This is a genomic window from Dellaglioa sp. CoH-57-MRSF-17, assembly GCF_056782015.1.
Genome location: NZ_JBXAXY010000001.1, coordinates 380,045 through 394,577, shown reverse-complemented (window position 1 = coordinate 394,577; position 14,533 = coordinate 380,045). Strand labels below are relative to the sequence as shown.

The following is a 14,533-nucleotide window of genomic DNA, read 5'->3' as shown; positions in this document are numbered from 1 at the left end:
TGTTCAGTTTTCAAAGATCTACTTGGTTGCTTTTGACAACTTTTATATCATATCAAGGATTTCGTTAATTGTCAAGAACTTTTTTAATTAATTAACTGGTCACATTTGAATTAGTTGTTTACTACTGAAGCAACGTTTATTACTTTACCAAGAATAATCACCTTCGTCAAGCCTTTATTTAAATTAAATCTAAATCAATGAATGTAAACGTGTACATCGTGTTTTATTATTACTTTTACTGCTGAAATAAAAGTAAAAAAAGAGTATTGTCACATAGCGACAATACTCTCATATAATATTATTCATCAAAAATAATCCTATAAAATAATTTAAAAATATTTATTGATTATCATCTGGTCTCATAGTTGGAAATAATAACACATCTCTGATAGATTGTGCATCAGTCATTAACATAACCAACCTATCTATTCCAATTCCTAAACCACCTGTTGGTGGCATACCATATTCGAGTGCTTCAATGAAATCTTCATCGATTCCTTCCGCTTCATCGTTACCATCTTCACGTTCTTCAACTTGGGACTCAAATCGCTCTCTTTGATCAATGGGGTCATTTAACTCAGTAAATGCATTAGCATATTCTGTACCTAAAATATACATTTCAAAACGATCCGTAAATCTTGGATCATCTTCATTTTTCTTTGCTAAAGGCGAAATTTCTAAAGGATGTCCATAAACAAAAGTAGGATCAACAATTGTATCTTCAACAAATTTTTCGAAAAATTCATTAATGATATGGCCAACTTTCCAATATGTTTCATATTTAACATGATGTTCATCTGCCAATTTTTGTGCTTCTTCAACTGACATTTCTTTCCAAAAATCCACTCCAGTTACGGACTTAATAGCATCTACCATATGAACTCTTGCAAATTTTTTATTAAAATCTACTTTTTTTCCATCATATTCAATAATTCCGTCATTTGAAATTACATCTGCGACTGCTTTAAAAATGCCTTCAGTTTCATCCATTACATCATGGAAGTCATAGTATGCAACGTACGTTTCAAGCATTGTAAACTCAGGATTATGTTTTGTATCAATTCCTTCATTACGGAACACTCGACCAATTTCGTATACTTTTTCCATTCCACCAACGATAAGTCGTTTTAAATGTAATTCTAGTGCAATTCTCAAGTATAGTTCAATATCTAACGCATTATGATGTGTTGTAAATGGTTTAGCTGATGCTCCACCTGCTTGGTTATGCAGTACTGGCGTTTCAACCTCAATATATCCATTACCATCTAAATAACGTCTTACAGCTGAAATAATTTGACTACGTTTCATAAATCGATCAAAGCTTTCACGATTTGTGATTAAATCAAGATATCTTTGTCTATAGATTTGTTCTACATTTTGCAAACCATGAAATTTATCTGGTAATGGTCGTAATGCTTTTGATAGGAAAGTAACTTCTGTTGGGCGAATCGTTAATTCACCCATATCTGTTTTCATAACATCACCTGTTATACCAACAAAATCACCAATATCTGAACGTTTAAAGATATGATATGTATCTTCACCTACAACATCTTTACGGACATATAATTGTAAACGTCCATCTTTATCCTGAATATCAGCGAAACTCACTTTACCTTTACCACGTTTAGACATTAATCTACCTGCGATAGTAGCTTGGATATCCATACCATCAAGTTCTTCTTTAGTTAATGCATCATACTTATCATGTAATGCTTTAGTCATGTCTTTACGTTCAAAGCGGTGTCCAAATGGATCGACCCCTGCTTCGCGAAGTTCAACAACTTTTTCACGACGTACCTTTAATTGATCATTCATACTTTGTTCTTGCTTTACCATATTATATCCCTCACTTAATTACATATTTCACTTACTATCATGCCAATTAACCCAATAAAATGCAACTAATTCTATGCTTCTTTTTGCATTAATTTGAATTCACGTTCTTTTGTATCTTCTAAAAATTTATCAAATATCGTTATCATAGTAGCTTCTGAATTTGCTTCATTCAATGCTGCTTTAGCACGAGCTGAACGCGAAATACCTTTTAAGTAGTATGCTGCTTGACTTCTGAATTCTTTAGGTCCAATAACCTCACCCTTTATCTGGCAAAGTGCGTGCAAGTGTTCTTTAGCAACTAAAATTTTATCAGATGCTGAAGGTTCAGCAATGAGTTCACCTGTTTCAAGGTACGTTGCTGTCTGCCTAATCATCCACGGATTTCCTAATGCAGCACGGCCTATCATAACAGCGTCGGCACCGACTTCATCTAACATCTTCTTTGCATCTTGTGGCGTTTTAATATCACCATTACCCATAAAAGGAATTGTTTTTAAATTACTTTTAACTTCATGTAAAATATTCCAATCTGCTTTACCATTATACAACTGGAAACGTGTTCTTCCGTGCATTGCAAGTGCAGCTGCACCACCTTGTTCAGCAGCTAAGGCATTTTCAACTGCTAAAATATGATCTTCGTCCCAGCCTGTTCTCATTTTAACTGTTACCGGAATTGACAGCTCATTAGTAACCGCATCAACCATTTCGTATACTTTATCTGGATCAAGCAACCAACGTGCGCCTGCGTCTGTTTTTGTTACTTTAGGTACAGGGCAACCCATATTAATATCGACTATGTCGGCTGACGTGTGTTCTTCAACAAACTTAGCAGCAGCAACCAATGTTTCCTTATCTCCGCCAAAAATTTGAACGCTAACTGGATGTTCTCTTGGATCTACAAACAACATGCTCAACGTTTTTTTATTTCTAAATTGGATTCCTTTATCAGAAATCATTTCACAAACTACTAATCCAGCACCAAAATCCTTACAAATCATTCTGAATGCCGCATTTGTTACACCTGCCATAGGTGCAACAACTACTTGATTAGGAATTAATATATCGCCAATTTTCCATTCCATTCTATTCACCTCATCGTTTTTTACACTTACTATTGTTTAGTATCATAACACAAATCATATATTGATAAAATTTATTTAGCTGAACCCTCTAATAATTTCATTAATTCATTTTCAGAATATTGATATCGATTTCCACAAAAACGACAAACAGCTTCGGCACCATGATCCAATTCGATCATTTCAGTGATATCGCTTTTTGGCAAACTAGCTAATGAACCGTAAAATTTATCTTTTGAACAATCACATTCGAACGCAACTGGCATTGTATCCAAGATATTAACATTTTCTTTACCAAACATCAGATATATAATATCTTCTGGCGTTTTACCATCTCTTAGCAATTCTGAAATCATAGGCATTTCTGCTAATTTTTTTTCTAAATTATCGATAACTTCATCAGTTGCGCCAGGCATTACTTGAATCATAAACCCACCGGCCACTTCGATTGTATTGTCCGTGTTCACAAATACAGATAATCCAACTGATGATGGAATCTGCTCTGATTTAGCTAAATAGTAAGTAAAGTCTTCGCCAAGTTCACCTGAAACCAATGGGACTTGTCCCGTAAACGGTTCCTTCATACCCATATCTTTTGTTACTGCCATTGATCCAGTTGTTCCAACGGCACCTTTAACATCAATTTTATTTTTTTCATTTAATGGTAAATGAACGTGGGGTTCACTCAGATATCCTTTAACTGTTCCATCAGCGTTACCATCAATTACGATAGCACCAACTGGCCCATCACCATTAATTTTAACGGTCATTTTTTCATCGGCTGACAATGTAGATGTACTTAGTAATAATGTTCCTATTAGGCTCCGCCCAAGTGCAGCTGATGCTGCGCTCCATGTGTCATGTCTCCTTTGTGCTTCAGCAACCGTATTTGTCGCAGTAACAGCATATACTCTTAATTTACCGTCAAAGGCCAAACTTTTTACAAGATAATCTTTCATTCGTTTTCTCCTTAAATAATTCATTTTAGACCAACAAGAACTCCGATAGATAATCCATCGGAGTTCTTAAGTAACGATTATTTATCGTCTTTATTCACTTTGGGGTAAAAAACAACCGTTTTAGATAAATCAACTTCATCTGTTTCTTCAGCTATTTTTTTTGCATCTTTACGTTCTAATTCTTTTTTTGTTGCTTCAAAAGAACCATCTTTTTCACTCGGAAATTCATTTGCATCGTCTTTTTCTGGCATTTTGCCATCTTCGAACAAGCTTAAAATTTCTTTTTCATCAAGTGTTTCAAATTCTAATAACTTATCAGCAATCAATTTATGCTGTTCTCTATGTGCTTCAATAATTTCTTTAGCAAGTTTCATACCTTCTTCAGATAGACGACGAACCTCAGAATCAATAATGTCAGCCGTATTGCTTGAGTAAGCAGCACTTGGTTGACCTGAACCACCAGCGAACATTTGGCTATTGCCTTCTAATTGAACAGGTCCGAGTTTTTCACTCATTCCATATTCAGTAACCATTGAGCGAGCCATTTGTGTTGCTTGTTGGAAATCGTTTGATGCGCCTGAAGATTGTTCATTGTAAACAATTTCTTCAGCTGCACGTCCACCCATTAATCCAGCAATTTGTTCACTCATATCTTTTTTAGACAATAACATTTGATCTTCTTTTGGTAACATGATTGCGTAACCGCCAGCACGACCTCGAGGGACAATTGTTACTTTGTGAACAACTCTAGCATCATTTAGGACTAATCCAACAATTGTATGTCCGGCTTCATGGAATGCAACTGTTTGACGTTCTTTTTCATTAATCGTACGATCACGTTTTGCTGGTCCCGCAATAACACGATCCTCAGCTTCATCCATATCGCTTGCATCAATTTTTGATTTATTACGACGAGCAGCTAATAATGCAGCTTCATTTAAAAGATTTTCTAAATCAGCACCAACAAATCCAGGTGTCTGCTTAGCAATAACTTTTAAATCAACATCAGATGCTAACGGTTTGTTTTTTGCATGAACATTAAGAATAGCCTCACGACCCTTAACATCTGGGCGACCTACTAAAACTTTACGATCAAAACGACCAGGACGTAAAAGTGCTGGATCCAGAACATCCGAACGGTTAGTAGCTGCAATTACAATCACACCTTCTGTACCCGTAAATCCATCCATTTCAACAAGTAATTGGTTCAATGTTTGTTCACGTTCATCATTACCGCCACCTGTACCAGAGCCACGACGACGTCCGACAGCATCAATTTCATCAATAAAGATAATTGATGGTGCAGTTTTCTTAGCATTTTCGAACAAATCACGTACACGACTTGCCCCAACACCGACAAACATTTCTACGAAATCAGAACCGGAAATTGAATAAAATGGTACTTCAGCTTCACCAGCTACTGCTTTTGCGAGTAAAGTTTTACCAGTACCAGGAGGTCCCTCTAGGAGAACACCTGATGGGATTCGAGCGCCTAAATCAGCAAATTTGCGTGGTGATTTTAAGAATTCAACAACTTCAACAAGTTCTTGCTTTTCTTCTTCTGCACCGGCAACATCAGCAAAACGAACTTTATTATCTTTTTTCTCGGAAGGTTTTGTTTTTGATTTACCAAAGTTCATCACCTTACCGCCACCACCGCCACCTTGTCCTGCTTGTCCCATCATAAGATAGAAAAAGCCGACCATTAATACAAGTGGAATAACCGTAATTGCTAATTGCAACCAGATACTATCTGATTGTTCTTCTTTTGTATCCATTTTTGTCTTTGTTGCTTCAGATGATTTCAAAATTTGTGCCATATTTGAATCATTTTGAATAACTGTTGACGTAAAGTTTTTAACTTTTGTTGTTTTCTTTGAAGCTGGAATTAATGAGAACCCAGTATCCTTGCTCTTTTCTGTTTGAGCTTTCTTATAAGTCCCTGTTATTTTGTAGACACCACCTGATGGTTGAATATCAAATGATTTCACTTGGTTTGATTGTAATTTTGAGACAAATTCACTTGATTGAATTTCTTGTGTTTCCGTTTTGCTGTTTCCATCAAAAAAGAAGTACATTACACCCATTATCCCAAGCATGATAACTATGTAAAATAAACTATTTTTAAAAAGTCCATTTTTAGGATTGTTTTTCATATCTACTCTCCTGCCCGTTTTTCTTTATTTTTATTTCAACTATCGTTTGAATAGGATACACTATATCACAATTGACATTCTTTGACCATTATTTTACTCTGTATAAATTTCAGGTTTCAAGACGCCAATATATGGTAAGTTCCTATATTTTTCAGCATAATCTAATCCATAACCAACTACAAATTCATTTGGAACTTCAAATCCTGCATAATCAACGTTAACAGTCACTTTACGACCTTCTGGTTTGTCCAACAACGAACAAACCTTAACAGATTTTACATTTCTATTGTTAAACAGATCGATTAAGTAAGCTAAAGTTTGTCCTGTATCCACGATATCTTCAACAATAATCACATCTCTGCCTTTAACATCAATATCTAAATCTTTGATAATCTTAATCTCACCAGTTGATACGGTACCATCCCCATAGCTCGAAACATTCATAAAATCAACTTCTGCATAATCTGCAACATTTTTAGCAATGTCAGCCATAAAAAGATAGGCGCCCTTTAATATACAAACAAGCAATGGATTTTTGCCTTGATAATCAGCGGTAATCTGTTTTCCTAATCGCCGAGTAACATCTTGAATTTCTTGCTCACTGTAAAGAACTTTTTTGATATCTTCATCCATACACTTTAGCCTCTTCCCTGACCTTGTTTTTTTAAAACGATTATGTCTTGTATTTTATCAGTTTCAACGGTGTCTGACAATTGAGATTTTTTATAATTTATTAACCAAATGATTCGCTTAGTATTAGTTTCTAATACCCAAGCCTGATTACGGTCATTACTACTTATTTTTTGATCAATAAATATTTTTTTTATTTTTTGTTTTGCACTATTTCCTATGTCGATATAATCGCCTGGCAACCGATGTCTCAAGCTAAGCCCCTCTTCAACAATAGAGTGATCAACCATCATATAATCTTTTATAGTTACTTCATCTAGATTAATCTCTTCAGCTTTAAATACGCCAATTTTTTCATTATTATTTAAATTAACCCATGAATTCATACCGAGTATTATTTTTTCAGAAGTACTTTCAATTATTTTCTCTTTTTGAATGAAATCCATGTACTCATATTTTTTAACAAATAATTGATCATCACCTAAATTAAGTTCACCCTGTGGTTTTTTTTCATTCAGCAGTAACTGGCTAATTTGCTGTATTTGGTCTTCTTTTAAGAAAACACCATGTTCTTCAGCGATTTTTTTCAATATCGGCTTTTGCCACCTTGTTTCCAACGTGGTCCACATTTTTATTTTAAATCCTGAAGCATATTTGATTTCTTTTATTTTTTCACTAATTGCTTCATCTGCTAAATCTAATAGGTTCGTTAACTGATCTGCATAACTTTGTGCATGCTTAATTACTTGTTTATTATTTTCAAGCATTTTCGGTATAATTTCTTTTCTAACTCGATTTCTAAAAAAATCACTTAATTGATTCGTTTCATCTTCAAAAAAAACAATGTTTTCATGCTTTGCGTACTGCCGAATAGCCTGTTTTGTGAACAAAAGTAACGGTCTAACTAACATCCCTGGTCCAAATGATCTAGTTTGACTGATACCCGTTAACTGTCTGATATCTCCGCCACGAATTCCTTTCATAACAAGTGTTTCGAGCTGGTCATCTGCTTGATGCGCTGTCATTAACGTTGCATAAGTTTCTGATACCATTATTTGCTCAAAAAAATCATATCTCATTTTGCGCGCTGCATTTTCAATACCATTTAATCCATGTTCATGTACTGGCCAAACTTTTTTATATAATTTAAATTGATGATCTAGACAATACTTTTCGATGAACTCAGTTTCAATACGGCTCTGCTCTCTTAATTGATGGTCAATGTAGGCAACGCCTATCTCAGGCCGGATTTCATCTGGTAATCGTTGCAACAAATCCATGAGGACCATTGAATCAACACCTGTTGAAACAGCAACCAGAATTTTTTCAGGACTACCAAGTAGCCGATATTGAGCCTCAAATCTTGTATTCAGCAAAACTTTTCTCCTTTTTTCATTAAAAAAAGAGTGGTTTAAAATTTTCATTTCAACCACTCATCTTTAAAATTCGTTATTAATTACGTCGGCCACCACGGCCACCGCGCTTACCTTCAGTACTTCTCTTTAATGAAACTAACCGATCTTCACTATCTTTCAAAAAGCCTGACAACAATGAATCGAAGTCATCTTTTTGAGGTTCAACTTTTTTAGTCTGATAGCGATTCTTACCACCATTTGATGGACGAGAACCAGTCGATGCGCGAGTATCTTTATTAAATGTTTTCTGTGGACGAGATTTTGTTTCTGTTACTTGAGGCTTATCAACAGCTTTTCGTATTGATAAACTTATCTTACCATCGTCGCCAATGGATAAAACTTTAACTGTGACTTCATCCCCAACAGTTAGTGCATCATGAATATCTTTGATGAATCCATCAGAAACTTCACTAATATGTACTAATCCTGTTTTTCTGTCACCCAAATCAATAAATGCACCGAAATTTGTAATTCCTGAAACTTTACCTGAAACTTTCTCTCCGACTTCAATAGACATAAAAAAGTTGTTCCTCCTTAGATATATATACCATACTAGTATACCACGCTATAAACCTTGATACAAAGTTAAATCACGGGTAATTCTATCCCTGATTGATTAGTTTTTTAAATTTGCTTTATCACTAGGAAAACTATAGACAGTTTCACCTTTTTTAGAGAAATAATATTTTTCACGAATTAATTTTAATAAATAATCGTTATCATTTAATTGTTTAATTTGAAATTTAAGATCTTTTTGATTTGCTTTAGCTTTTTTTAATTTCGTTTGTTCAACTGCTGTTTCTTGCTTATAATGTGCAACCTTAAGCTTGGTTGAAATTAACTGTACGCTAAAGAAAATGATTATAATTATTAAAACAGCTCCTAATCCAATCATACGGCGGCGGTGAATAGTTACCAATCGTTGATCTTTTTTTCTTTCTGTTTTATTAGCTTTCATAAAATCATTATCTAAAAATTTAATTTTCGATTTATTATCGGCCATCTTGTCTCCTAACCCAATAAAGGACTCCAATTAAAAATCGATAATTATCGACTTTCTTCTGTATAAACTTCAGAAACAACTTCATATAAATCAATTGATTCTGCTTTTTTCGTTGTTTCTTTAAGCGCCATAACTCGAACAGTCAGCGTTTTATTACCAAATTGGATTGTTAACTCATCCCCAACAACAACATCTGTTGAAGATTTTGCCATTTTATCATTAATCATAATTCGACCCTTATCTGCAATTTCTTTTGCAACTGTACGACGTTTAATAATACGTGACACTTTTAAAAATTTATCTAATCTCATTAGTTAATCCCCTTTATTTATCTTATAAATTTTTTTAAAATACGTTTTCCAAATGGAAAGCTTAGCCATTCTCGAATCGAAAATAATTCCCATTTAACTGCTAAACCACCAAATATTCCAGCACCAATAGATCCAGAAACGAGCGCTATAATGCCACTCAACAATCGCTTGTCATTCGTCCAATTAATTAACTGATTATCTAATAAATAAACCACAATTCCCATAATTACACAAATTAAAGTTAATTTCATCATAAATTTGGGATCAATTAGTAACTGTCTAATCTCACTGGGTGACATAACCCACATGGCAATTAATACAAGTAATAAACTTAAGATTGTCGCAATACTTGCTCCAACTGTTCCTAATATAGAAACTAGGTAAAAATTAATACTCATTTTAAGTAACAATCCGATAATCAAAGCAATGACTGACGTACGATACAATCCCAGACTCTGTAGGACGCTGTTGTATGTTCCAATAACTGCTGCTAAGAAAATACTAAACATATAAACCGATAATGTACCATTTTGAAGTTGATCCCCAAATAAAGATTGGTTAACAAGTGGCATAACAGCAATCAGTCCGATGGTTGCCGCCATCGATAACGCCACCGTTATGTGCACTAACATCCCAGCATATCGTTGAAAATCCTTTTTTCGGTTTTCACGACGGGCCGAAGCCAGAGATGGCAATAACATCGAAGAGAACCCAACAGAAATAACTAGTCCAAGTTGTACTAAAGGCTGTGCACGGTCATAGACTCCTTTTAACGATTTTGCAATATTATTTGAATAACCAAAGTGCACTAATCCGTTTTTCACTGTGAATGAATCAACTAATTGTAATAGCACCATCATTGCTGCAAATAGACAGATGATAAGACCCTCCGAAAATAATTTTTTAGAGGTTATCAGTAATCTTTGCCAGTTTGTTTGAAGCCTAGTCTTCCTAAATTCAACCCTGTAAAAGTGAATAAAAGAAACACTTGCGCCAATAGCACCAATAGTTGCCCCAAACATTGCCCATGCTCCCATCGAATATAATGACATATTATTTTCAACCGCAATGTATGCCGCTAAAATAATGAGTCCAACACGTAATAGTTGTTCAACAACTTGGGAGACAGCAGTTTTGTTCATTTCAAAAATACCTTGATAATAACCACGTCCCACTGCTAAAACAGGTAAAAATAAGAACATAAATGAAACACTTTTAATTAAGCCTGCTAACTGTCCATCACCCATAGCTGTCGCAATCCATGAAGCTCCTAATTGTAAGCCAGAAAAGATAACTAAACTAAATATACTTAAAACAATAAATATATCATGAGACAATTTTATTTTATCTTCTTTCGAAGGCTCTTCAGCAATTAACTTACTAATGTAGACGGGAAATCCAGTCAAAGCAAAAGTCATCCCTATCCCATAAATAGGATAAACTTGCTGATAAATATAGAAGCCCGTATCTCCGACTAAATTTTGGAATGGCACTCGGTAAATGGCACTCAAAATCTTGGCAATTAGTGAGGCAATCGATAGAATCATTGCACCACGCATTAAATGTCTAAGTTGCTTATTTCCCATATCATTTCGATTCCTTTTTTATTAGTTAGCTGCAGTCACTGACCCAACGGATTCGCTTAACGCTTGAATAAAGTTTTGTAATTCAATCAACCAGTCAGTCTCAGTCATCTTAGGTTGAATCACTAAAATCACACGCATTTGTTTGCCCTGAGTTTTTAATGACGCTTTTAATTTTGTTGCTGATAATGCCATGAAAATTGCTTCCGTACCCAGCAATGTCGTTCCTTTTTCTGAAACAGAAACAATTAACTGGTCTTTATCTTTTTTAATTTTATCAACTAATGCCTTATCGGCAAATAATTTAAGTAAGCCAATTTCCATTAAGTTATTCACTTCAGTTGGAAATTCGCCGAAACGATCAATTAAATCACCTTGTACTTCCAAATATTGATCATAATTATCAAGCTGTCGAATACGTTTATAAATTTCAATTTTTTGACGCTGATCATCAATGTAAGATGATGGTAAATAAGCTTCAATATTAATGTCAATTTCAGAATCTGATTTAGGCTCAGCTTTTTTACCTTGTTTTTTATTCACAGCTTCTGTCAACATCTGTGTATATAAATCATATCCAACAGAATCAATGAAACCATGTTGTTGTCGGCCCAATAGATTTCCTGCTCCACGAATAGATAAATCTCGCATAGCAATTTTAAATCCAGAACCCAATTCGGTGAAGTCTTTGATTGCTTCTAAGCGTTTTTCGCTCACTTCAGTCAAAACCTTATTAGGTTTATACATAAAGTAGGCATACGCAATTCGACTACTACGACCAACACGACCACGTAACTGGTAAAGTTGCGCCAATCCCATGTGGTCAGCATTTTCGACAAATAATGTATTAGCATTAGAAATATCTACGCCCGTTTCAATAATTGTCGTTGTTACCAACACATCATAGACACCTTGAATGAAATCATACAAGACATTTTCTAATTGATTTTCAGTCATTTGACCATGGATATACGCGACACTAGCTTCAGGAACCATAATCTCAATTTCTGAAACTACTTTTTCAATATCTTCAACTCGATTATGCAAATAAAAAACTTGTCCACCACGTTGAAGTTCACGTTGTATTCCATCTCGAATAGTTCCACCATTTTGTTCCATTACATAAGTTTGAATTGGGTAACGGTTCAATGGTGCCGTTTCAATTACTGATAAATCGCGAACCCCAAGCATCGACATATTAAGTGTCCTTGGGATTGGCGTTGCCGTTAACGTTAAGACGTCCACTTGTGACTTAAACTCTTTGAGTCGTTCTTTATGTTTCACACCAAACCGTTGCTCTTCATCAACAATTAACAATCCTAAATCAGCAAATTGAATATCTTTCGATAAAATTCGATGTGTCCCAACGACAATATCTAATGCACCACTAGCCATTTTATCAGTTGTTTCTTTAAGTTGTTTCTTTGTTCTAAAACGAGATAAAATCCCAATTTCAACTGGAAATCCTTCGAATCGATTAATCATTGTTTCGTAATGTTGTTGCGCTAACACCGTTGTAGGCACTAATAAAGCAACCTGTTTATTATCTTGAATGGCTTTAAAAGCGGCACGTAACGCGACTTCTGTTTTCCCAAAACCTACATCACCAATCAATAAACGATCCATTGGTTTCTTTTGTTCCATATCGTGCTTAATTTCATTTGAACTTCTAATTTGATCTTCAGTTTCAGAGTATGGAAATGCATTTTCAAATTCCATCTGATAATCGTTGTCCTTTGAAAATTGAAATCCAACTTCTGCTTCACGTTCAGCATACAATGCAACTAAATCATCAGCAATATCTTCAATTTTAGCAGCAACTTTATTTTTCGTTTTGGTCCATTCAGTACCACCCAATTTGTTAATTCTAGGTGACTTAGATTCAGAAGAAACATACTTTTGAACCATGTTTAATTGGGTTACTGGAATAAATAATTTAGCTTCATCCCGATAAGAAATTGTCATATAATCTTGATGTTTACCATCGACTTCTAATGTTTCCATTCCAATAAACTGTCCAATACCATGATTAACATGGACCACATAGTCTCCTGGTTTCAAATCTTGATAACTTTTAAGGCGTTCTGCATTCGCTAATGTTTGGCGTTTTGGACGTTTTTTAGTGACTTTGTTAAACATTTCATGTTCTGTCACAACAACTAAGTTTGCCATTGGCAATTCAAATCCAGCTTGTAAGTTACCTTCTACTACCTGAACTTTTCCTAACTGTAGGCTATCCAAAGTCGTCATGATAGAAGGAATCTCAAAATCATCCAAGGTTTGTGAGACTTTATCAAGTCGCTCTTTATCTTGAACCATAACAATAATAGTCTGTTTCTTTTTTAACCAACGATCCATTTCTGTTTTAAGTAATGGCATTTGGCTAAAAAATTGTTGCATGGCATGTCCTGGTACATCAATCAATTGATTAAATTTGAGGTGACCCATTCCTTTTTGAAAATGAGCCAGAAATAATTCAGCATGCGATTCATTTTTCAATAAATCTCGTAATTCAAATCCAAAAACACTTGTAGACAAAACTTGATGTGTTTTTAACTTATCTGCCATCCAGTTATCTTCATCTAGTTTAAGCGTCTTTTCAGCTTCTAATAATCTCGGATAATCGTCCATTACAATTAAACCATTGCTACCCAAGTAATCTAACAGACTTGTTTTACCTTGATAAATAATATCGCTAAATAATAAATGTTCCGGAGCTAAGCGTCCTTTTTCAAAATCACTCATAAGCGGCATAATATTTGATTCTAATCGCTCTTGATCATCATTATCTAATCGCTTATATTCAACACCATACGCTTTTTTTAATGTTTGACTAGCTTCCAATAGCATAGCGTCAGTCGCAATAAAATCTGTCGCGGGTATAATTTGAATCTGGTCCACATTCTCTAAGCTTCGTTGATTAGTCACATCAAAATAACGTAATGAATCTATTTCCGTATCAAATAAATCTAGTCTAATTGGGTTTTCTACGGTCAATGGGTAAATATCCAAGATAGAACCACGTACAGCAAAATCCCCAGGACGTTCAACCAACTTTTGACGTTGATAGCCCATCGTAAAGAGTTGAGTTTCCGTGGCTTTCAAATCAATATCTTTTCCAACAGCTAAGTTTAATGTTGCTTGTTTCCACGTTGAAACAGGTGCTAGAAAACGTCGTAACCCCGAGATTGATGTTACAACAATCTTTGGTGTTCCTTCTAATAGAGCCTGAAGCGTTTGGACACGTTCACTTTTAGATTCTGGTGAACTTGTTGCCAGTTCTGCAGCTAATAATTCTTCAACTGGGAATGTAAGCACATCTTCTTCATTAATAAAGTTAGTTAAATCTTCATTTAATTGTGTTGCATGAAATAAATTATCTGTCACAACCAACATAGATTTTTTTTTATCTTTAAAAATAGTAGCTAACATCAATGTTTTAGCTGAACCCGTTAGTCCAGTTAACAATTGTCTTGTATTAGGTTCAATATTTGTTAGCCAGTTATCTACACCAGGAACAGTCTGCATCATTGCTTCTAAATTCATTATTCTACCCTT

General features: G+C 34.7%; 11 protein-coding genes. All 11 read right to left on the bottom strand.

Annotation, left to right across the window (positions count from 1 at the left end; genetic code table 11):
- Positions 1-339: 339 nt before the first annotated feature.
- Positions 340-1,839: a lysine--tRNA ligase gene (gene lysS, locus AC1RPJ_RS01820; protein WP_481760847.1), complete on the bottom strand. Its 1,500-nt coding sequence runs from the start codon at positions 1,837-1,839 to the stop codon at positions 340-342.
- 71 nt (positions 1,840-1,910) lie between these two features.
- The gene (dusB, locus tag AC1RPJ_RS01815; protein WP_481760848.1) at positions 1,911-2,921 is read right to left on the bottom strand and encodes a tRNA dihydrouridine synthase DusB; all 1,011 of its coding nucleotides are present in this window, start codon (positions 2,919-2,921) and stop codon (positions 1,911-1,913) included.
- Positions 2,922-2,992: 71 nt separating this feature from the next.
- Entirely contained in the window at positions 2,993-3,877 is an 885-nt protein-coding gene (gene hslO, locus AC1RPJ_RS01810) for an Hsp33 family molecular chaperone HslO (RefSeq protein ID WP_481760849.1), read from the bottom strand.
- 77 nt (positions 3,878-3,954) lie between these two features.
- The gene (gene ftsH / locus AC1RPJ_RS01805; RefSeq protein WP_409021575.1) at positions 3,955-6,033 is read right to left on the bottom strand and encodes an ATP-dependent zinc metalloprotease FtsH; all 2,079 of its coding nucleotides are present in this window, start codon (positions 6,031-6,033) and stop codon (positions 3,955-3,957) included.
- Positions 6,034-6,126: 93 nt separating this feature from the next.
- Positions 6,127-6,666 carry a hypoxanthine phosphoribosyltransferase gene (gene hpt / locus AC1RPJ_RS01800; protein ID WP_409021576.1) on the bottom strand — a complete coding sequence of 180 codons (540 nt, stop codon included), beginning with the start codon at positions 6,664-6,666 and terminating at the stop codon, positions 6,127-6,129.
- 5 nt (positions 6,667-6,671) lie between these two features.
- Positions 6,672-8,039 (bottom strand): tRNA lysidine(34) synthetase TilS, encoded by a 1,368-nt coding sequence (gene tilS, locus AC1RPJ_RS01795; protein WP_481760850.1) that lies wholly within the window; start codon positions 8,037-8,039, stop codon positions 6,672-6,674.
- A gap of 76 nt (positions 8,040-8,115) precedes the next feature.
- On the bottom strand, positions 8,116-8,595 hold the full coding sequence (locus tag AC1RPJ_RS01790; RefSeq protein WP_481760851.1) for a S1 domain-containing RNA-binding protein: 480 nt from the start codon (positions 8,593-8,595) through the stop codon (positions 8,116-8,118).
- Positions 8,596-8,694: 99 nt separating this feature from the next.
- Positions 8,695-9,081: an FtsB family cell division protein gene (locus tag AC1RPJ_RS01785; protein WP_481760852.1), complete on the bottom strand. Its 387-nt coding sequence runs from the start codon at positions 9,079-9,081 to the stop codon at positions 8,695-8,697.
- A 44-nt stretch (positions 9,082-9,125) separates the two neighbouring features.
- Positions 9,126-9,392, bottom strand: a complete 267-nt coding sequence (locus AC1RPJ_RS01780) for an RNA-binding S4 domain-containing protein (protein ID WP_481760853.1) — start codon at positions 9,390-9,392, stop codon at positions 9,126-9,128.
- Between the two features lie 17 nt (positions 9,393-9,409).
- Positions 9,410-10,978 (bottom strand): putative polysaccharide biosynthesis protein, encoded by a 1,569-nt coding sequence (locus AC1RPJ_RS01775; protein ID WP_481760854.1) that lies wholly within the window; start codon positions 10,976-10,978, stop codon positions 9,410-9,412.
- 21 nt (positions 10,979-10,999) lie between these two features.
- Positions 11,000-14,521, bottom strand: a complete 3,522-nt coding sequence (gene mfd, locus AC1RPJ_RS01770) for a transcription-repair coupling factor (protein WP_481760855.1) — start codon at positions 14,519-14,521, stop codon at positions 11,000-11,002.
- Positions 14,522-14,533 lie beyond the last annotated feature (12 nt).

What these genes read in the sequence shown, in the direction of transcription:
- lysS (WP_481760847.1), bottom strand. Translation starts at nt 1,839, where the DNA reads ATGGTAAAGCAAGAACAAAGTATGAATGATCAATTAAAGGTACGTCGT.
- dusB (WP_481760848.1), bottom strand. Translation starts at nt 2,921, where the DNA reads ATGGAATGGAAAATTGGCGATATATTAATTCCTAATCAAGTAGTTGTT.
- hslO (WP_481760849.1), bottom strand. Translation starts at nt 3,877, where the DNA reads ATGAAAGATTATCTTGTAAAAAGTTTGGCCTTTGACGGTAAATTAAGA.
- ftsH (WP_409021575.1), bottom strand. Translation starts at nt 6,033, where the DNA reads ATGAAAAACAATCCTAAAAATGGACTTTTTAAAAATAGTTTATTTTAC.
- hpt (WP_409021576.1), bottom strand. Translation starts at nt 6,666, where the DNA reads ATGGATGAAGATATCAAAAAAGTTCTTTACAGTGAGCAAGAAATTCAA.
- AC1RPJ_RS01790 (WP_481760851.1), bottom strand. Translation starts at nt 8,595, where the DNA reads ATGTCTATTGAAGTCGGAGAGAAAGTTTCAGGTAAAGTTTCAGGAATT.
- AC1RPJ_RS01785 (WP_481760852.1), bottom strand. Translation starts at nt 9,081, where the DNA reads ATGGCCGATAATAAATCGAAAATTAAATTTTTAGATAATGATTTTATG.
- AC1RPJ_RS01780 (WP_481760853.1), bottom strand. Translation starts at nt 9,392, where the DNA reads ATGAGATTAGATAAATTTTTAAAAGTGTCACGTATTATTAAACGTCGT.
- AC1RPJ_RS01775 (WP_481760854.1), bottom strand. Translation starts at nt 10,978, where the DNA reads ATGGGAAATAAGCAACTTAGACATTTAATGCGTGGTGCAATGATTCTA.
- mfd (WP_481760855.1), bottom strand. Translation starts at nt 14,521, where the DNA reads ATGAATTTAGAAGCAATGATGCAGACTGTTCCTGGTGTAGATAACTGG.